We start from the raw sequence: 19,928 nt of genomic DNA on the forward strand, positions 1-19,928 counted from the left end.
TCATTATGGGTTCGTTTAATGCCCCCCATGGGAATCCCTTAAAAGTGTTAGAACAAGCATTGAAGGGAGGGATTACGTGCTTTCAGCTACGTGAAAAAGGACCCGCTGCGCTGCAAGGGGATGAAAAACTGACCTTCGCAAAAAAGTGCCAGCAATTATGTAAGGCTTTTGGCGTCCCATTCATTGTGAATGATGATGTGGAACTTGCCGTTCTGATTGACGCTGATGGTGTACATGTTGGTCAAGACGACTTATCTGCAACTCTGGTACGCAACAAAATTGGTGATCAAAAACTGCTGGGAGTTTCAGTACATTCCGTTGTAGAAGCAACTATTGCTCTTGCTGCGGGTGCAGATTACATAGGGATGGGACCCGTGTATCCAACAGTTTCAAAGTCGGATTCGAAACCTGTGGCAGGAACCTCAAAAATTTCAGAAGTGGCTGCAATCTTTCCAGAACTTAAGATTGTGGGCATTGGTGGAATCACCCCCACCAATTTGGACATTGTGATGAAAAGCGGTGCATCAGGAGTTTCTGTCATTTCAGCAATTGCGGCTGCAAAGAATCCGGAAGAGGCTGCTCGTTTAATCGTTAAGGCAGTTCAGCATGCTGGGGTGAGTATCTAATGGGTACACGTAAACTTGCAATCATGGGGTTACTCGTTTCAATTGCGGTTGCAGGTTCCGTATTTGTTTCATTCCCCGCTGGAATTGCACGAGCATATCCGATTCAGCACGCCGTTAACGTAGCTGCCGCTGTATTTCTCGGTCCCGTTCCCGCAATTATGATTGCTTTCGTGACTGCAGTTCTACGAATTCTAACAGGAACAGGTTCATTGCTCGCCTTTCCAGGCGGGATGATAGGTGCAGCCTTAGCTGGCATTTTGTTTCAAAGAACAGGTAAAGTTTGGGCGGCAGCGATAGGTGAGATGATTGGCACCGGCCTGATCGCCTCTTTGTTCGCAGTACCATACGCTGCTATTTTGATGGGAACGTCTGTCGGGGCATTTTTCTTCCTTCCTCCCTTCTTAGTTTCTAGTGTGAGCGGGGCGATTATTGGAGGGGTTCTTGCTGCACGGTTGCTGCACCATCCGGTTGGAAGACAATTGCAACATTTGTGAGTAAAGACTGCTGGATTGTGGCGGATCGGTGCTGCAGTCTGGCGATTTTTTTGTGGGATATGAGTGGGTTGCTGTCGTTATGATCACTTTTCGCGGGTTATGATCACTTTCCCTGGTTTATGATCGCTTTCCTTTAGTTATGAGCACTTTCTGTAATTTATGATCACTTTCCAGTCGTTATGAGCACTTTCCCCGATTTATGATCACTTCCCAGAATTTATGAGCATATCCACCTATCCATAAGCACATATCAGCAAATCGCCTCCACTCACAATCACCCAACATTAAGAGCGTCCATGAAAATTCCTGGACGCCCTCTTATTGGTCACTCATGTTCCCATAAATGGGTTATTTGTGCCCCATCTTTAGTGATTTGCATCTTGTAAACATCTGGATGCTTGATAGCTTGCCATTCTTCAAATCCAATACGATCATTAAAACAACGCATAATCAGTACAAGTAACAAACTGTGTGTAACCACTACCGTATGACTGTTATCTGGCAGCTCATCGATGACATCACTCGCTCGCTGCATCGCATCATTTGATGTTTCACCATCTTCATAAGAAAGATTTAAATCTAAAAAAGTGTCTTCCACTTTTAATAACCAATCATTAAAAACTTGCGAGCTCATTTGACGCTCCGCTAACCTGCTGTCCTCTTCGGTGTGAATTCCAAGTTTGTCTCCAATTTGGTTTGCCGTCTGACGCGCTCGCATCAATGGACTTGTGATAACTCGCTCAATTGGATAACTTTCTAGAAACTCTGCAAGTTCAGAAGCGTGCACTATCCCTTCCGCTGTTAATGAGTCATGTGCGGCATATCCTTCTGCTTCTCCATGATTTACAAGATAAATTACTTTTTCCATTGAACACCCTCCACATCGTAAAATTTCAATCGCAACAATTGTAAAAAGCCACTCCTCAAAAATAAGTAGTGGCTTTATTAATTAATCGTTTCGTACTACTGGCATCGAACAGCATCGGAATGAGCCACCTGATTTAATAATTTCTGAGAAGTCGACTTCAATTACATCGAAACCTTTACTTCGCATCGCGGCATTGACTTGCGGATTCTGTGGCAAACTGAACAGCTGTCCACTTCCAATTGACAGCACATTCGTGCCCATCGTAAATTGTTCTTCCTTTTCAACTTCGATAAGATTGTACATCGACTCCAGGTTCTTGCGCGTTTCCACATCAAATGCTTCTGGGAAGTACAGTCCTACCTCTGGAGAAATTACGTTAAATACGCAATCTAAGTGCAGGTACTTTTCATTGAATGGCACTCGAATGATTTCGTGGTCCGGAAGGGTTTGTTCTAAATGCTGAACAGACTCTTCACTCGTGCGGCTACTAATGCCAACGAACACACGATTACGGTCAACGATCACATCTCCCCCTTCCACCCTGCTTTCTGAAACTCTGAAAGGTATGTTTTCTTGAAGTAGCCAGTTTTGAAGGGCTGCTTCCTCACCTTTCCGGATATCACTCGCCATATCAGCAAGAAATAGCCGGTCTCCAAGTGTAAAACCAATATCTCTTGTGAATACTTGCTCAGGATACCGCTCAGAAGAAGGCAACTTAATGACTTCAATATTATGCTCTTTCAGCTTTCTTTCAAATTCTTCATGTTGCTTCATCGCCTTGGTACGATCAATATTTTCATCTTTATATTTCTTTTGCACATCATTAATAATATCCTTGATGGCCATATATTTAGGTTCGCACAAAACGACCCGACGTAATGTATCATATTCAGTTACACATTTTGCTACTGGCATACTTGACTGAGGCTGTTCTTTCTGGTTGTCCATCGCTTGAGTAACAGGGGAGTTCATAGTTGTTCATCCTCCAGTTAAAGTTGTTGAGTATCATCTTTAAATATTCCCCTCAAGGACGTCTTTCAAACGGATATATCCCCTTAATATCCATCCAATTTAATGAATAAAAAAACAGTTAACGTTTCACTTGAACGTTAACTGCAGGTGAATTATTCCACGTTTTTTGTCGATTTCCCGGGAAATAATTCGACATTTCCACCTTCTTGGTAATATTCTTTCATCACATCTTCCGGCACCATTCCACCGCCAGTGGACCAGACGAGATGTCGAGCACTAATTGAATCCGCAAGCTTTACACCTGAAGATATCGTGTGAATAGCGCCCATCATTCCTGCAAGTGCGGATGGTTCAGCTTGAATCGATTCTGTATCTGCGAGCAATCGTAATAATCCGAACAATGTGCGGTCTTTCACAGTGTATATCCCTTCTAATAGGGGCTTCATGACATTTCCAACAAAGCCTGAAGGACGTCCGACAGCTAATCCATCCGCTGCTGTTTTGTTGTCCAAACCAATTTCTTGTACGCTAATTTTATCCTGTAACCCCGTCATCATACCTAGTAACATGCATGGCGCACTTACAGGCTCTGCAAAATAGCAATGGACAGCATCGCCAAAGGCCAATTTCAGACCAAATGCGACACCACCTGGTCCTCCACCTACACCACAGGGCAAGTAAACGAACAGCGGATGCGTTTCATTTATTACGGTTCCTTGTTCTGCAAACTGTGCAGCAATTCGTTCACCCGCAACTGCATAGCCCAAGAACAAATCACGGGAGTTTTCATCGTCCACAAAATGACACATCGGATCCCGCTCAGCTTCACGTCGACCTTCTTCTACCGCTTTGCTGTAGTCATCCTCATATTCAATGACGGTAACCCCTTTACTCCGGAGTAACTCCTTTTTCCAAATTTTTGCGTCGGCTGACATATGTACGGTCACTTCAAATCCAAGAGCAGCACTTAAAATGCCAATGCTCAATCCTAGATTACCCGTCGACCCGACAGCAATTTTATGGGAGGCAAACAGCTCTGTGAAAGGTTGTTGTGAAAATTGACGATAGTCCCGCTGTTCTTGAATCAGGTCGTGTTTCATCGCCAACACTTCTGCGTGTTTTAACACTTCATGAAAACCACCACGGGCTTTTATAGAACCGGATACAGGCAACGCGTTGTCTTGTTTGATAAACAATGTACCTCGAAGATTGATACTGGCCTCATCGATTAGCATCTGCTTCATGCTCGGAATTTCAGTAAGGGGAGATTCAATGAGCCCTCCGTTAGCTTTTGTTTCTGGAAATACTTCTAAAAAAAATGGTGCGAATCGTTTCAGGCGATCGGACGCAACCTTCACATCCTCCGCCGTCAACCCAGATGAGCGGATACCTGTAGCTGAATCTCCAAGATGTGGATTCATCCAAAGAACTTCTTGCTCTTTTGCCATATCTCCGATTAGTGGAAAATCGGTTATCATTCTCTCCATTTTCCGCATGAAACCTCCCCCTATACATGTTTTCCTCGATTACTATCTCTTGGACCAACCTTTTTCTTGGAATCTTTTCACTGCTTCAATTCGGTTACCCGCAGACATTTTGTCTAAGATAATAGAGATATAATTCCGCACAGTACCAGGGGTTAGATGTAAGACGTTGGCAATTTGTTTTGTTGTTTTTCCTTCGGCTATCAATTCCAAGACTTCTGCTTCTCGATCAGTCAACGGGCTTTCAATTTCTCGATCTTCGCCATATGCAATATCTACAAGTTCAGGTGCATAAATACGACGTCCTGCCATAATTGAGCGAATTGAGCTAACCAGCTCTTCAATTGGACTATCTTTCAACAAGTAGCCGCGTACTCCTGCTTTTCGTGCACGCTCAAAATAGCCTGCTCGTGCAAAAGTAGTTAAAATTACGATTTTACATGGTTCCGTATGTAACTTTTCAGCAGCTTCTAGACCTGTCAATACTGGCATTTCAATGTCCATAATACAAATATCCGGCAGTGTTTCTTGAACAAGCTTTACAGCTTCATCTCCGTTTCTAGCTTGCCCAACGACTTCCATATCATCCTCTAAACTAAGTAACGAACCGAGGGCTCCCAGTAACATTCCCTGATCTTCAGCTAATACTATCCGTATCATGTACCAATCACTCCTTTACGATATTTCTTAAAATAGATGGGATGTTGAATGTCATTGCCGTTCCACCGTCTTGTTCCTTTTGGATTTGAAGACTCCCATTCACAAAATCCAATCTCTCTCGCATGCCATTCAAACCGTTTCCCGGCAAAGCATCGGTTCCTTCCAATAATCCAATACCATTGTCTGCTACTGTAATCGAAAAATTCTCAGATACGGGATGAAAGGTAATTGTACATTTAGAAGCGAAGCTGTGTTTGACTACATTCGTCACCGCTTCTTTCAAGCACATGCTAAGTACATTTTCGACAATCGGAGTAATCTCTGCATACCTAGCCTCGCCCTCAACTGTGAGTTCAATTTCAGCTGCACGCAACACTTGCTGAACTCTCGCCAATTCTTCTGGAAGACGCACTGCTCTCATGTTGGAAACCAGTTCCCGTACTTCATTGAGTGCAACACTTGCCGTTTGACGTATATCCTGTAATTCTCTTGCAGCACGCTCAGGATCACGTGTAATCAGCTTCCCTACTAGATCACTTTTAAGTCCAATGAGTGAGAGTTTTTGACCGAGCGTATCATGGAGATCTCGTGCAATTCGTTGTCGTTCTGCTACCACGGTCAATTCAGAAATCCGTTCCTGTGCATAGACTAACTGGCCTTCCAGTTTTTCTTGTTTGTTATGGGTGTACAAATTGAATGGCAGTAGTACAACACCAATCAACGTAAGGATTAAGAAGTGAACTTGTGGTAAAAACAAATCAATTTCGAGGAAAAACCCCGCAACAATTGCCCCGATTGTTAGTGCAATATGAATACCATACATTATGAAAAAACCAACTGGTCGTCTGATGTTGCCTATGAAAAACGCTGTAAATAAAGCTAGGTAAACGTAACCAAACAACAACGTCAGCCCGATATTAATCGCCATTTCAAACGCGAGCCACATATAAACGAGTCCGCTTTGCGATTTAAACGAAAAACGATAGCATAGTAGAAATAAAAAGACCATGACGATACCGATTGCGATATTTAACGGTTCGGACGTCCGGAATATGAAGAAAAAGGGAAGAACGCAGAAAATCACCCATATGTAGATGCTAAGCCATGGATATCGAGGAAACAAATTATACCAACTGCTCACTTGAACTCCTCCCATTCCATTCCATTTCTCTCTAGTGTACCGGTTCAAATATAAAAAAGCCATCTCTCAATGAGATGGCTACTGATTATAATTATTCTGCATCAAATGACGTCTTTTTAGGTTTCAGATCAATAGATACATTTTTTAAATTAGCCGCTTTTCCAATCCCACGAAACGTTACAAATGATTTGTGCTCAGGATCGTACAACTTATAACGAAGTGATTCCAAACTTTTTTTCATGTTAATTGTCGTCGCTTGTTGAAGGGGCGGCGTCAATTCATGAGCCATTTCTAAATTATAGTTCGGTACACGTGGGGCCAAATGATGAACGTGATGGAAACCAATGTTGCCTGTCGCCCACTGAAGCACTTTCGGCAATTTGTAGTACGAACTACCTTCTACTGCTGCCTTCACATAATCCCACTCAGCTTCTTCTTCGAAATACGAATCTTCAAATGTATGCTGGATGTAGAATAACCAAATGCCAAGTGCACCTGCTGTAAACATCGTTGCTCCTTGAACAATGACGAATGCCTTCCAACCTACAAGTAAAATCATTCCTGTGTATAGAACAACTAAACAAGCATTGATAAGATAAGTGTTCATTCTTTCTTTCTTGCGTGCATCTTTTCTGTTGAATCTGCTCGTAATTAGAACAAGATACAATGGCCCAAACCCAAACATCACTAATGGATTACGATAAACACGGTATGCCAAGCGTTGCCAAAAAGATGCTTCTTGATATTCTTGAATCGTCATGACCCAGATATCGCCTACACCGCGCTTGTCGAGGTTAGAGCTAGATGCGTGATGGATAGCATGCTCACGTTTCCATTTCTCGTATGCGAACAAAGTGAGAACCCCTGTAATCGTTCCTACAATGTCATTTGCTTTTTTGTTTTTAAAGAAAGAGCCATGTGTGCAATCGTGGAAAATAATGAATGTCCGAACGACAAATCCTGATGCTACCACACAAATCGCTAGTGTTAACCATATGGATACAGACAACGCTTGATACGCTGCGAACCATAGAATGAGTAGCGGAGGTATGGTATTGACAACTTGAATAATACTTTTCTTTAAATCAGACTTTGCAAATGGAGCAACATTTTTGTGTAGCTGTTTTGTTTTTTCTTTACTCATGACAGCCTCCTGATAAGCGGTCCGATTACTCGGCCGTTACTTAGTACGTTAATCGTACAAGGAAACTAACCTCTTAAATAGGCATGAATGTCATGACTTTTCATATGATAAGTGTCACATTACGTGAATCTATTCACAAAGATACACGTATTACTTAAGCATCCCACCATCTACTTCCAGGACGGTTCCGTTAATGAACGAAGCTTCATCGGACGCCAAAAACAAGTACGCATTGGCAATATCTTCAGGTGTTCCAAAACGCGGATAAGGTGTCAACTGTCGAATCTGAGCAATTATATTTTCCGGAATTGTTTTAATCATCTCGGTTTCAATGAAGCCCGGTGCAACTGCATTGACTGTAATTCCTTTAGGACCGAACTCTTTTGCCCAAGTCTTCGTCATACCGATAATGGCTGCTTTAGAAGCTGAGTAATTCGCTTGCCCCACATTTCCACCCGTTCCTGCAATGGATGATGTACTAATAATTCGTCCTACGCCTGCTTCTACCATACTTGGTAAAAACGCTTTGGTACAATTGAACACCCCTGTGACATTCACGTCGAGCACACGTTGAAACGCACTCGTTTCCATTTTCAACGTCATCGCATCCATTGTAATGCCGGCGTTATTCACAAGTATGTCAACCTTTCCAAACTGCTCGTTAATGGCCGTTGCCGCATTGTTGATATCTTGCTCGTCTGCCACATCAGCCTTAAAAAAAGCGGCATCAAATCCTTCAGCATGTAATTGCTGAGCTAGTGCTTCACCGGCTTTTTCGTCGAAATCAATGATGGCAACTTGAGCCCCTTGTTCACAAAAAATACGAGCAGCTGTCGCTCCTATTCCCTTTGCCCCACCAGTGATTACAGCTGTTTTTCCGGATATTCGCAAACACAACGCCCTCTTCCTTTTAGACTATCTGAATACTCATATCGTATCACAGTTAAACAAAACAGGCACCGCTATTTGCGAGTGCCTGTTCGTTATTTCAAATTGCACTAACTGCTTTTTTTAGATTGGATTGCTGGATATCATAGTGGGCAGCATGCCAAACAACCTCACCATTTTTCATGAGAATCGCTTGAGGTGATTCGTGTTTTACACCCGTATCCTCATCAATCTTACGAGATACGTCTTTACTTGTCTGGACAATTACACAGTATTTAGGGATCTTGGTCTCAAAGGATTGAAATTCCCGATACCCTGCTGCACTGATTGGGCATGTCGTACTGTGCTTGATGACAAGTACAGGGTCGTGATGATTCGACTGTTCAACGACACGATTCCAGTCTTCTATTGTATGAAGCTCTTGCATACAAAACCTCTCCTTTTAATTATATATGTTCAATTCCCCAATTTGTTCTCGATTAAACGACGTCAAACGCTCTAGCACTCGTAAAAAACGAGTGACTTCCTCTTCACTCATCTCATTCATCGCAGCCACCTGTAGCCAGTTTCTCTTACGCAAATATCTACTTTCATAGTGAGTTCTATATCCATTCAAAAACAGATCTTCCCCCAACTGCAGCGCAGACTCGCCAGCTCTTGGTACAATCGTGAGAATACCGGGACTTGCGTTCGTTTCCCGCGCAAGAATTTGGTAGCCCATTTTTTCAATAGCCGATCGGAGTATGTTCGATCGTTTACGAATGTCCGCGAAATGGCTTTTCGGGTGGCACGTTATATGCTGAACAGCTTTCTCAAGCGCTTGAAGAAGGTTGGAGGACTGTGTATAGGGTATTCCTTCTTTAATGGTATAATTGCCAAGGTCCAAATAGAGCGGTATTTTCGAATCAGGTTGTATGTCCTGTTTATGGAATACGAGTGCCAATCCAGAATAACTACCAAGACCTTTTCCACTTCCTGACGCTGCAAAGTCAATCTCTTCTAAGTTAATGGCGACAGTTCCAAGTGAACTCGCACAATCGACTGCGATTTGAATGCTTCGCGCTAAGCACAAGTTACGAATCTTTTCTAAATCGTTCAAAACGCCTGTGGAAGTCTCGCAGTGAACAAACCATATCCAGCTATAATTTCCGACATCCATCACGGCCTCTAATTCACTAGTTTCGAACGAATTTCCCCACTCTATTTCTATGGAATCATATTCTAACCCCATTCGGGATGCGTGATCACAAAGCCTAGCTCCAAATTCTCCGTTAACCAGAATGAGCCCTTTCCCAGAAAGGCGACTGAGCTGTGCGGCTACCACGTCATTTGCAAGAGTGCCTGTACCTTGTAACACTTGCACGTGACGGGCTTTGGTCAACAGCTTTAGCTCATTTTGTACAGATCTCAGCGTACGTGCATGTGCTGACGATCGGTGAGAGACTGCATCTGAGGATAACGCCTTCTGTACATCTCCTGCAATCTCGGTCGGTCCTGGCAAGAAGTTCAACATCGGTTTTGCGATACGACCGGCTGCCCCGTTTTCATAAGTTTCCAACGTCAATATCATCGGGACGAAACTTGCTTCTGCTGTTCCTGTTGGTTCAGCAAAAGGCAAAAAGCCCAGTTGACGGTACAACTTTAACTCTCTAACCGTGCCTGAAATAACCGCCGCATCATACCCAGCTTTCAAACACCAATTCACTAGCGCCTGTAACATGCCTAGAAAAGGGCGCCCTGTACGATACTGTGCTTCTATCGAAAGTAATCTGACTTCCACTGGATATCGAGGAGGATTTAAAAGTTTTTCCTCAATGGGACCCAGTTTCTTGTCCAGGGAGAACGGACGAGTTGAGCGTACAGCAATCATCCCTATAATTTTCGAGTCTTTCATGCATAATAAATATGTATTCTCATTATGGAATTGATCCAACAATTGTCTATTGTCGTTTGGACGATGTTGTGGGATTTCTTCAACGAATGTTTCATAATTCAATTTACAAATCTGTTCTTCATCCTTTTTGGTGCTTGCTATTCTGTAGAAGTAGGTCATCTCTTGTAGTTCCTTCCTTTTGAGATATGAAGATCGGCTCGATGAGTCCATAGCAGCAGTCCAACTATGGATAATGCGATCAGAGTCTCTTTTTCGTCATATAACCAAATGCTGCACGGAACTATTGCAATCGTTGCAAGCACACTGGCAGCTGTAAATTTCTTGATTGCTGGATACAGAACAACGAAACCTAACAAAATAGGTAGAATCCATATCGGATGAAAGACGAGTAAGCCACCGATAAACGTTGCTGCTCCTTTACCACCATTAAAACGATGAACAATTGGATAGCAATGGCCTAGCATGACCACCGCTAAAGCCAGCAACTCAATAACAGGACGACCATCAAGTAAAAAAGCTATGAAAACAGCTAGTGCACCCTTTCCCGCGTCAAGTAAAAACACACATAAGAACGCCCTTTTACCGAACACTCTGCCTACATTCCTTGCACCGGGATTCCCGCTCCCTTCAGCTAGAATGGTCATCCCTTTTCTTCTTCCGATTTGCAAAGCCGGTAAAAAATTCCCTAGTATATAAGATGTTAGTATTAAGAGGAAAACCATTCGACTACTCCATTTCTAGACGTTTAGCTTTATTGCTTGCAATTCATAAGCAGCTTCGTGAAAATTAATGAGAATGTACTTGATAAAAGAAAGGTTTGAAAGTAATGCGTGAGTTATCTGGTCGATTACTAACGACCGTTGTTTCCTGTCTGGTTCTTACCGTGGCTTTTGGATATGTTGCCTTCTCTATTAAAAATGGTAACATCGCCCAATTCGACACACCAATAATTAACTTCGTTCAAGGCGCAGAAGCCCCTTGGTTAACTGAAGTAATGAAAGTATTTACTATAATCGGCTCAACTAAAACCGTCCTAGTTATCTCCGTTATTACACTAGGTTTACTGCTATACTTTCGACAAAAAGCACATACAATCCTGTTTCTAATTGTGATTGGTGGAACTGCCGTGCTGAACTTTGTGCTGAAACTATTTTTCCACCGTGCACGTCCAGATCTGAATCGGCTTATTGAAATCAGCGGTTACTCTTTCCCTAGCGGACATACGATGATAGCGACAAGTTTATATATCATTCTTGCATTTATCCTTTGGAGAAACGCGAAAAACTCCGGACGTATTCTTTACGTTATTTGTGCAATCTTCATGATTGGCATGATTTGTGTTAGTCGGATATATCTCGGTGTCCATTACCCAAGTGATATCGTTGGGGGAATATCATCAAGTGCTTGTTGGGTACTGATTGCGACAAGTGTCTACTCCGTTTTCATGAATAAAAGACAATCCAGAACCCATTCTTCCATTCGCTGAATATCCTAACTGATGTAAGGAGGACAAGTCGTGAACCCATTCACCGAAAAAGTGATACATGCCATTCAATCCATTCCACCAGGATACGTTATGACATACGGGCAAGTAGCAGCAGCTGCAGGAAACCGGCGTGGGGCGCGTCAAGTTGTACGCGTCCTCCACTCCATGAGTGCTAGTCATCATCTTCCCTGGCACCGGATTATCAATGCAAAAGGTGGGATTTCAACTCCGGCAGATGCAGAAGAAAAAGGAAGTCGACAGCGACAGTTGTTAGAAGCTGAAGGTGTTTCTTTTCTTCCGAATGGCAAGATAGACTTGAATGTATATAGGTGGCTTGGTTTTAATGGTGACGAGGAATAAAAAAATCGCAAGAAATCATTTTAATAAAGAGGTGCAACTATCTATGTGGAAAGACTTTAAAGAGTTTGCGTTCAAAGGGAATATCTTTGACTTGGCAATTGCCGTTGTGATTGGTGCTGCCTTCGGAAAGATCGTAACGTCCCTTGTTGAAAATATCATTACCCCTTTAATCGGATTAATAACTGGCGGAATTGATTTATCTAGTAAAGCATATTCTGTACCCAACACTAAATCGATCATTCCATATGGAGCTTTCATCCAATCCATTATCGATTTCCTAATCATCGCCTTTTCAATCTTCATGGTCATTCGGTTACTCTCGAAGTTCAAAAAGAAAGAAGTTGAACAACCTGCTGAAACACCGTCTATTGATGCAAAAGAAGAACTCTTGAAAGAGATTCGCGACTTATTACAAACTCAGCAAGCGGGAGTTGACGAAACAACGTCTGAAGACAGGCACTTACCACCAAATAATCCCACTGAGTAATATGGAACGGTCTTCCCCAATTTTACTAGGAAATATGACATTGCCGGAAATCAACCAGCATGGTACAGTAATGGCATGACATGGTAAAGGAGGGGCTTCTTCATGTGGTTCGTTTATATTATGTTTGCATTGTTTGCTTTTGTTCTAGTTGGCATTGTTGCAGGAGTCGCGCTATCATACAAACATCATAACTAATTTCTCCATACCACTTCCTTTGCGAAGTGGTTTTTCATATGTAAACTCAGTCATTAGATAAACCAAACACAGGTCATAGAATAATCCAATTATTCTACTCACACGTGTGAAGGTATAGTAAATGAAAGGAGATGTGATGATGATGAACCCGACATTTAAAGGAATTGACCATATTCAAATTGCAGCACCTCAAGGTTCTGAAGAAAAAGCACGGTCATTTTACGGAAAGCTGCTTGGGATGCAAGAAATCGAGAAACCCGAAAACCTGAAATCGCGCGGTGGTTGCTGGTTTCAATGTGGCGCACAAGAAGTTCACATCGGTATTCAGTCTAATTTTTTACCAGCGAAAAAGGCACATCCTGGTTTTATGGTGAGTAACCTTTCTGAACTAAGACGTCAGTTGGAAGATGCAGCATGCCTAATCAATGAGGAGCCACCCATTGCCGGTCGCGCTCGCTTTTTTACTCACGACCCTTTTGGAAACCGCATTGAATTCCTGGAATACAATTGAACTTTTCCGAATCCCATTTCCATTCAGGACAATAAAATACTCTTCTCCTCTGAACTAAGCGATTCGAGTTCCGCCTCTGCCTCTTCCAACTTCCTATTCAGCTGAGCCTGGGTATGTCGAACGTCTTGTAGTACGCCGTTCAACTTACTTTTCCCTTCCGTTATGCGGGAGTGGACTGCAAAGTCTGAAAAGATATTGTCGAAGAACAGATCTGTAAATGTGAAGATATCATTTTTATTCACTTCGAAAGATGCTGTGGCCGCTTCTTGGACGTCCGACAATTCAGTTTCATAGTGCCGCAATGCCCGTTGTGCCTGATGAACGAGGTCATCGGAACTGTTCACTTCAGAATACTTAAGTGCAGAGACGAGTAGGCCACCCCCAAGAAACGTGTCCCACATCGACAAGCCTTCCGCGTTGTTCAGTTTATCGATCGCCTGATCAAGTGTACGTATCGCTTTCTCTCCTGCTTCATGTGCTTCCTTCACCTCGCGAATCATGGAACGTACCCGGACTCTGTCATCAGCAATTTTTTGTAAAGTAGCTTGGGATGCAGAATCATTCTGTCGAATCCATAGTTCTTTTTCATGTAAGAAATCATCCCAATCTTCTTGAAGATGTACATAATCTGGGTTAATAGAGGCTGCTTTTAACTGAGCTACCTCTTCTGTTAGATCATCTACATGCTTTTGAGCCTCATTAAAAGCGATTTCCGCCTCAGCTGCTTCTGCAATTTCCTTTTCCATTTGCTGGTCCCATTTTCCCGTTAGCTCTTTAAGTTTGTTCAAAAACGAAAACTTCCCGAGTTGCATGACATCACGCTGTTCTTTCGTCAGCTTTTGTTCTAGCCGACTTCTCTCTGCTGTCGCTGTTTGCAACCTATGCTCAGCATCTGCTAGCCTTCGGGTGATCCGGTTTGACTCATTTTTCAATAGGGTGAGCGCCATTTGACGCTCTTGCATCGTTTCTTTCATTGTCAAAATCCCCCTTTTTCTGTATATACGGATTCGCTCGACGGAAGGTTTCATTGTTGAGAGTTACTCTATTGGAGGGCATAAAAAAATCGACCGCTGAAAAAAAGCGGTCGCTCTCATTAGTGTGCCATTTGAATTCGTTGTTTACGGTGAAGGCGTCGTGCTGGCGCAGAATCAAACAATCTCTTTTCGCCTTCGCTCTCAGGAATCACACTTGGAACAGGTGTCGGACGATTATCAGGTCCGATTGCCACCATCGTCAAGAATGATTCTGTTGTGAGTTTGCGTTCGTTCGTCAACAAGTTCGCTGAATGTACCATAACGAACACTTCCATTGAGGTACGACCCGTTGACGTGATATTCGCTTCTAGCTCTAATACATCCCCAACGACCGCCGATGACAAAAAGTCCACTGAATCTATAGACGCTGTTACTACTGGCATTTGCGCGTGTTTCATAGCCGTAATTGCCGCGATTTCATCTATATATGCGAGAACTTTACCACCAAAAATTGTTTCCATATGATTGGCGTCTGGAGGAAGTACCAGCTTTGTCTGAATCGTTCTCGATTCGATCATTTTACGTGATTCGATCAATTCTATCTTCCTTTCCATGACTGCTATCGATAAGTACGCATTTATTATACACCTATGCAACGCGCCTCACAGTATTCCTGCCTCTTCACTATATCGCCGAACTGCACATAATCGTTTAGCATAGGATGTTTCTGAAAGGACGCACAATTCTACCGCGCCTTTTTTGGTCGATGTCGCGTGAATCATCTGTCCTTCTCCGTAGTAAAATCCAACGTGGTCCACATTACCCGATTGTTCATCTGCAAAAAACAAAAGATCTCCGCGCTTCCAAACATTCGGGTCATCCATTGGAATTCCTTCCCCTTCGGTCGCTTGATCACTCGCATCTCTTGAGATGAACTGCCCGCATGCTTTGAACATATTATATGTCAATCCCGAGCAATCATACCCATAGGAAGACATTCCACCCCAAAAATATGGCAAATCGAGAAATTCCATTGCCCGTTCTGCTGCTAATGATAAAGAGCATTTTTTGAAATGATGAACCGACGACGCGACACACACATCTTGCTGCCGGATGAGATGGTCGCCGTCAGGAGTCGCAACGATAATCCAGTTTTCCTCTTTCTTGATCATCGGTAAAATCGTATTATACGGGACAACTAATTGTGCGGGGGTCCGATCCAGATGCCACAGCTGACACTTCGGAACACCAACCCGAACAACTCCTTCGGAATCGTTCAGTGGTTGCAATTCCTTCAATTGCGCGAGCGGGACCCATCCAGGATATCCACGATCATCTTTCTTAGTACGCTGCCATACCGCAATGATGCTCGCCCAGCCGTTTTGGATAGACTCCACTAGCACTGGCTCTCCGTAAATAAGCTGACTTTGAACTCGCTTTTCTTTACACAACTCAAAACGTTCTTCTAGCGTCATAGCTGCAATCCATCGGTTCATACTTAACGGATTTGCTACCCCTGCTTCATCTAGTTCCCTAACAGATTCCGGTGATGTCCAAATTGTTGCGACGGGTACTGCACATGAATACATAGACTCCTGCTGCTCCATTGTTCATCGATCCCCTTTCCCGTTTCTATTGCTACTTACTCAACGCCAGGTAAAATCGTCAATGTTTTTTGGTCAGCATCCAGTTGTGCTTTCGTACCGAGTGGAACTGCAAAATGTGGCTCACAATGTCCAATCTTAAAACCGCTCACAACCGGCTTCCCGAGATCCGCGGTATAGTGGCGTAAAACCTCATCAAGAGTTAATGAAGGCTGCTTATTGGGCTCCGCTTTTGCAAAGTCCCCTATGACAATACCCGCTGCATCCGAAAACTTTCCTGCAAGTCGTAGCTGATTCAGCAAATTATCGACACGGTACGGTTCTTCTCCCACATCTTCAATGAGGAGTATTTTGCCTTTTGTATTTATCTCAAACTTCGTTCCTATGCTGCTAGCAAGTAACGATAAGTTACCACCTGTCAGTTCCCCGGATGCCACTCCAGGAGACAGTGTTTCGAGCGGACTAATCGCTTCAGAATAATGCAATTCCATTGGTTCAAAAAGCTGGCGGAACATTTTTGCAGATAGCTCATGAAACGTCTCTTTCCCTACACACGAGGCAAGCATCGGACCATGAAACGTTATAAGATCCGTATAGTTTGCGATGGCAGTGTGAAGGAAGGTGATGTCGCTGAAACCCCAAAACACTTTGGGATTTTCTTGAATAAGCTGGTAATCCAATCGATCCGCATACCGCGCAGAACCATATCCTCCACCTGCACAAATAATACCCGCGATCTCCGGATCAGCGAACATCTCTTCTAAGTCTGCCAGCCGATCGTCATCTGTTCCTGCAAGGTAGCCATTGACGTCTTTCACATGTTTTCCTAATTTCCAATTCAGTCCCAAACTTTCTAAAAACGCAAATGAACGTGTCAAACTTTCCTGATTGGGTGGGCTCGCTGGAGCAACGATGCCAATTGTATCTCCAACTTTCAATCGTTTAGGTGCTATTTTCAATAAAATTCCTCCTCACATTTCCTGCTATTTCTTTAAGTCTATCATACAATGTAACGCATGAAGGATGAGACTGTTTTTTGCGTAAATCGTATATGAAAAACCCAGCAAATCGGGCTGCTGGGTCTGTTAATTATGTAGGGAATCAAGAGAGAGCTGATGTCGTTGTAGAGGCGATAGTTGTGACTGTTGCCGCCATAAGGGCCTGTTGAATAAGAACATTCAATTCTTTTGAAAAGCCTGGGACTTCTTTATTCTCTATCATTTGTTGCAAAAAATAGCCAGACGCAAATGAAAATGCCAGCGTCTTATGCCACTTAAACAATTCTCCCTTTGCAACGAAATTCGAAAACCTGATCAACTCTTCTACTTGGTTGTCCTGACATTCAAGAATGGCTAAAAAACCTATGACAGGGTAATGTATTGGTTTTAAATTGACACGCTTACGAATGTGGGACATCAGTTGCTCCGCACGAATCACTCTCTCGTTTTTAAATGAGCAACAATCCATCGTCAAAACTTGAGATAGCCATTGCAACTCAGTACCGGATTTAAATCCCACCTTGTTTAATTCATCAAAGTAACGGCGCATGAGTGCGGCTTGTTGGACTGCATCGTTGTTTGCTTTGCCTAACAGCATTGCATACGAATAATCCTCATCTGAAGTCAGTAGGAGGTGTTGCTTTTTCATGGCGTTATACAACCGTTTAGCTTGTTTCGCTTCGACTTTGGAGGTTGCGGGATCAGACGTCATCAGTATGGCCGCTAAATACGAATGCACAGTATTTTTGAACCCTGTTTTTCGGATTATCTGCTGTTTCGTAAACAATAGTTGGACTGCATCGTCTGCTGAAAATGTTGGACTATCTAAAAAAGAAGCAAGCATCGGCAAAAAATTCCCTCGCACCGGTGATAACCAGCCAGCCCGTTTTTCCAACGCTTCCATCGTGCGTAAAAAACTTTCCGAACTAAATTCTTTTTGAGAGAGCACATAGTACACTGCAATGGTAAGCACTGTTTTTTCATCAACAGACCAACCTGCTAAAGATGACACTTTTTCATGTGTCCATTCCATTTCTATTTTCACGGTTTCCCAATCCATCCCGCACATCTCCCTTCATCAGTTGTACGTTTTTCAGAGGTGAAAGTTTCAATGTCGTGCTTAATTGCCGAATTACACGTTTTCGCTAACTAGGACGTGTCAGTGTTTAACCGCTGTTTGACCCGCTTTAATGAGGGATTGTATCTTATCCAACTTTCCTTCGTGAAACGCCGTCACGATTGCACTGCCTACAATCACACCATCTGTAACGGAGCTGAATTCCCGGACTTGCTCAGGCGTGGAGATCCCAAAACCTGCAAGTACTGGTACATTCGCTATTCGCTTCAAGTCTGTTAAATGATTCATTAAATCCGAACTGAATCCGCTCCGAACTCCTGTAATCCCATTTACCGTCACCGCGTAGATGAACCCTTCTGCTGCCCGTGCAATTTTTTCAATCCGCTCAGTGGAACTTGTTAACGAAATAAGGGGCACGAGGGCAATATCCTTAGCCTCGAGTGCATCGGATAACAGTCCACGTTCTTCGTGTGGCAAGTCCGGTATGATTAAGCCATTAACGCCCGCACATTCACAGTCCGCAACAAACTTTGGTAGCCCATAAGCTAGAACTGGATTCAAATATGTCATGATAACCAGAGGAATCTTATGTGACTGCACTTGTAATGTGCTCATCACTTTCCTCAACGTGACCCCTCTTTGTAGTGCTCGACTTCCTGCTTCTTGGATCACTTCACCATCCGCCACGGGATCAGAAAAAGGAATGCCGATTTCAATTGCATCAGCTCCTGCTTCTTCAAGGAAAGAAATGCGTTCATGCAACACTTCCAATCCTCCGTCACCCGCCATCATATAGGGGATGAATGCCGACAGACCTTCTGCATTTCGTTTACGGATTGCCGCAGTTAATGTATATTTGCTCATTGAACGCCACCTCCTAACGCATCGCGCACCGTCTGCACGTCTTTATCTCCTCTGCCTGAAAGACAAACGACTAGAATATCATCAGACTGCATCTTTTTCGCTAAACCGAATGCAAAGTGAATGGCATGTGCACTTTCAAGCGCAGGAATGATCCCCTCTTTTTGAGCAAGTAATTGAACCCCTTCAAGCGCTTCTGCGTCTGTTGCGGACGTATACTGCACCCGACCGATATCATGGAGATGACAATGCTCAGGACCGACTGCAGGGTAATCGAGTCCAGCGGAAATCGAGTGCGCTTCTTGAATGAACCCATCCTCATCTTGGAGCACGTACATATATGCCCCATGCAACACGCCTTCTTTTGCTTCAGCGATCGCAGCTGCGTGCTGTCCAGTCGAAATTCCTCCACCCGCCGCCTCTACACCATACAAAGCGACGTTCTCATCTTCTACAAATGGATGGAACATTCCAATTGCGTTACTTCCTCCACCGATACATGCAACAACTGCATCGGGAAGACGGCCTTCTTTATCCAAAATTTGTCGTTTTGTCTCTTGTCCGATTATTTGCTGAAAGTCCCTGACGATTTTAGGGAATGGATGGGGGCCAAGGGCAGAACCGAGAATATAATGTGTGTCTTCCACATGTGCAACCCAATAACGAAGTGCCTCATTAACTGCATCTTTAAGCGTCCCAGCACCTTTGTCGACGGACTCCACCCGTGTACCAAGTAGTTCCATCCGAAATACATTCAACTCCTGACGACGGATATCTTCTTTCCCCATAAAGACCACACATTCTAGCCCTAGCAATGCACACGCGGTAGCTGTCGCAACACCGTGTTGACCGGCTCCAGTTTCCGCTACAATTTTCCGCTTTCCCATACGCTTTGCTAGTAGCGCTTGCCCGAGTGCGTTGTTGATTTTATGGGCTCCTGTATGGTTCAAGTCTTCGCGTTTTAAGTATATTTTTGCACCGCCTGCAGCTTCAGTAAGGCGTTCAGCAAAATAAAGAGGATTTTCTCTTCCCACAAAGTCTTTCAAATAACTATTCAGTTGTTCTCTAAACGCGGGGTCTGCTAATGCAGAGTCATGCGCTTCCTCTAGTTCAGTTAATGCACCCATCAATGTCTCAGGAACGTACTGTCCACCAAATCTTCCATACCGTCCTTTACCCTCTACTGTCTGAATCATGCTCATC

23 protein-coding genes are annotated in these 19,928 nt (G+C 43.5%); 6 read left to right on the forward strand and 17 right to left on the reverse strand.

Annotation, left to right across the window (positions count from 1 at the left end):
• The first annotated feature begins 5 nt into the window (after positions 1 to 5).
• Both thiE and thiW read left to right on the forward strand, forming a co-directional pair.
• A complete protein-coding gene (gene thiE / locus DVB69_RS08285) occupies positions 6 to 626 on the forward strand; it encodes a thiamine phosphate synthase (protein ID WP_116018839.1) in 621 nt (206 codons plus the stop codon).
• Positions 626 to 1,120: an energy coupling factor transporter S component ThiW gene (gene thiW / locus DVB69_RS08290; protein WP_116018442.1), complete on the forward strand. Its 495-nt coding sequence runs from the start codon at positions 626 to 628 to the stop codon at positions 1,118 to 1,120. Before thiE ends, thiW begins: the two co-directional genes overlap by 1 nt.
• Before the next feature lie 325 nt (positions 1,121 to 1,445).
• On the opposite strand, the gene DVB69_RS08295 is transcribed toward thiW, so the two are convergent.
• The 10 genes from DVB69_RS08295 to DVB69_RS08340 form a co-directional block, all read right to left on the reverse strand.
• Positions 1,446 to 1,988 carry a histidine phosphatase family protein gene (locus DVB69_RS08295; RefSeq protein ID WP_116018444.1) on the reverse strand — a complete coding sequence of 181 codons (543 nt, stop codon included), beginning with the start codon at positions 1,986 to 1,988 and terminating at the stop codon, positions 1,446 to 1,448.
• A gap of 81 nt (positions 1,989 to 2,069) precedes the next feature.
• Positions 2,070 to 2,903, reverse strand: coding sequence for a dimethylarginine dimethylaminohydrolase family protein (locus DVB69_RS08300; protein WP_116018840.1), 834 nt, complete (start codon positions 2,901 to 2,903; stop codon positions 2,070 to 2,072).
• Positions 2,904 to 3,112: 209 nt separating this feature from the next.
• Entirely contained in the window at positions 3,113 to 4,456 is a 1,344-nt protein-coding gene (locus DVB69_RS08305; RefSeq protein ID WP_116018446.1) for a D-serine ammonia-lyase, read from the reverse strand.
• Positions 4,457 to 4,489: 33 nt separating this feature from the next.
• On the reverse strand, positions 4,490 to 5,104 hold the full coding sequence (locus tag DVB69_RS08310; protein WP_116018448.1) for a response regulator transcription factor: 615 nt from the start codon (positions 5,102 to 5,104) through the stop codon (positions 4,490 to 4,492).
• A 7-nt stretch (positions 5,105 to 5,111) separates the two neighbouring features.
• On the reverse strand, positions 5,112 to 6,245 hold the full coding sequence (locus tag DVB69_RS08315) for a sensor histidine kinase (protein WP_116018450.1): 1,134 nt from the start codon (positions 6,243 to 6,245) through the stop codon (positions 5,112 to 5,114).
• 91 nt (positions 6,246 to 6,336) lie between these two features.
• The gene (gene desA / locus DVB69_RS08320; RefSeq protein ID WP_116018452.1) at positions 6,337 to 7,389 is read right to left on the reverse strand and encodes a Delta(5) desaturase DesA; all 1,053 of its coding nucleotides are present in this window, start codon (positions 7,387 to 7,389) and stop codon (positions 6,337 to 6,339) included.
• Positions 7,390 to 7,539: 150 nt separating this feature from the next.
• Positions 7,540 to 8,280, reverse strand: coding sequence for a 3-oxoacyl-ACP reductase FabG (gene fabG / locus DVB69_RS08325; RefSeq protein WP_116018454.1), 741 nt, complete (start codon positions 8,278 to 8,280; stop codon positions 7,540 to 7,542).
• 97 nt (positions 8,281 to 8,377) lie between these two features.
• Entirely contained in the window at positions 8,378 to 8,704 is a 327-nt protein-coding gene (gene ytxJ / locus DVB69_RS08330) for a bacillithiol system redox-active protein YtxJ (RefSeq protein WP_116018456.1), read from the reverse strand.
• A 15-nt stretch (positions 8,705 to 8,719) separates the two neighbouring features.
• On the reverse strand, positions 8,720 to 10,330 hold the full coding sequence (locus DVB69_RS08335) for an aminotransferase class V-fold PLP-dependent enzyme (protein ID WP_158541065.1): 1,611 nt from the start codon (positions 10,328 to 10,330) through the stop codon (positions 8,720 to 8,722).
• Positions 10,327 to 10,893, reverse strand: coding sequence for a glycerol-3-phosphate acyltransferase (locus DVB69_RS08340; protein WP_116018460.1), 567 nt, complete (start codon positions 10,891 to 10,893; stop codon positions 10,327 to 10,329). Before DVB69_RS08340 ends, DVB69_RS08335 begins: the two co-directional genes overlap by 4 nt.
• A 104-nt stretch (positions 10,894 to 10,997) precedes the next feature.
• Between DVB69_RS08340 and DVB69_RS08345 the strand changes: the two genes are divergently transcribed.
• The 4 genes from DVB69_RS08345 to DVB69_RS08360 all read left to right on the forward strand — a co-directional run bounded on the left by DVB69_RS08345 (position 10,998) and on the right by DVB69_RS08360 (position 13,210).
• A complete protein-coding gene (locus DVB69_RS08345; RefSeq protein WP_116018462.1) occupies positions 10,998 to 11,657 on the forward strand; it encodes a phosphatase PAP2 family protein in 660 nt (219 codons plus the stop codon).
• A 30-nt stretch (positions 11,658 to 11,687) separates the two neighbouring features.
• Positions 11,688 to 12,017 (forward strand): MGMT family protein, encoded by a 330-nt coding sequence (locus tag DVB69_RS08350; protein ID WP_116018464.1) that lies wholly within the window; start codon positions 11,688 to 11,690, stop codon positions 12,015 to 12,017.
• 43 nt (positions 12,018 to 12,060) lie between these two features.
• Positions 12,061 to 12,504 (forward strand): large conductance mechanosensitive channel protein MscL, encoded by a 444-nt coding sequence (gene mscL, locus DVB69_RS08355; RefSeq protein WP_116018841.1) that lies wholly within the window; start codon positions 12,061 to 12,063, stop codon positions 12,502 to 12,504.
• Positions 12,505 to 12,841: 337 nt separating this feature from the next.
• Entirely contained in the window at positions 12,842 to 13,210 is a 369-nt protein-coding gene (locus tag DVB69_RS08360) for a VOC family protein (RefSeq protein ID WP_116018842.1), read from the forward strand.
• Between the two features lie 23 nt (positions 13,211 to 13,233).
• Here the strand turns inward: DVB69_RS08360 and DVB69_RS08365 are convergent, their stop codons facing one another.
• The 7 genes from DVB69_RS08365 to trpB form a co-directional block, all read right to left on the reverse strand.
• Complete coding sequence (locus DVB69_RS08365; protein ID WP_116018466.1) at positions 13,234 to 14,184, reverse strand: hypothetical protein; 951 nt, start codon at positions 14,182 to 14,184, stop codon at positions 13,234 to 13,236.
• A gap of 119 nt (positions 14,185 to 14,303) precedes the next feature.
• Complete coding sequence (locus DVB69_RS08370; protein ID WP_370452941.1) at positions 14,304 to 14,762, reverse strand: acyl-CoA thioesterase; 459 nt, start codon at positions 14,760 to 14,762, stop codon at positions 14,304 to 14,306.
• Positions 14,763 to 14,846: 84 nt separating this feature from the next.
• The gene (locus DVB69_RS08375; RefSeq protein ID WP_116018468.1) at positions 14,847 to 15,791 is read right to left on the reverse strand and encodes a C40 family peptidase; all 945 of its coding nucleotides are present in this window, start codon (positions 15,789 to 15,791) and stop codon (positions 14,847 to 14,849) included.
• A 35-nt stretch (positions 15,792 to 15,826) separates the two neighbouring features.
• On the reverse strand, positions 15,827 to 16,747 hold the full coding sequence (locus DVB69_RS08380) for a S66 peptidase family protein (protein WP_116018470.1): 921 nt from the start codon (positions 16,745 to 16,747) through the stop codon (positions 15,827 to 15,829).
• A 142-nt stretch (positions 16,748 to 16,889) separates the two neighbouring features.
• Positions 16,890 to 17,846, reverse strand: coding sequence for a DUF4003 family protein (locus DVB69_RS08385; RefSeq protein WP_158541066.1), 957 nt, complete (start codon positions 17,844 to 17,846; stop codon positions 16,890 to 16,892).
• 99 nt (positions 17,847 to 17,945) lie between these two features.
• Positions 17,946 to 18,728: a tryptophan synthase subunit alpha gene (gene trpA, locus DVB69_RS08390; protein WP_116018474.1), complete on the reverse strand. Its 783-nt coding sequence runs from the start codon at positions 18,726 to 18,728 to the stop codon at positions 17,946 to 17,948.
• Entirely contained in the window at positions 18,725 to 19,921 is a 1,197-nt protein-coding gene (gene trpB, locus DVB69_RS08395) for a tryptophan synthase subunit beta (RefSeq protein WP_370452933.1), read from the reverse strand. The genes trpA and trpB overlap by 4 nt, the downstream gene beginning before the upstream one ends.
• Positions 19,922 to 19,928 lie beyond the last annotated feature (7 nt).

Source organism: Sporosarcina sp. BI001-red (genome assembly GCF_003384035.1).
Classification (GTDB): Bacteria; Bacillota; Bacilli; order Bacillales_A; family Planococcaceae; genus Sporosarcina.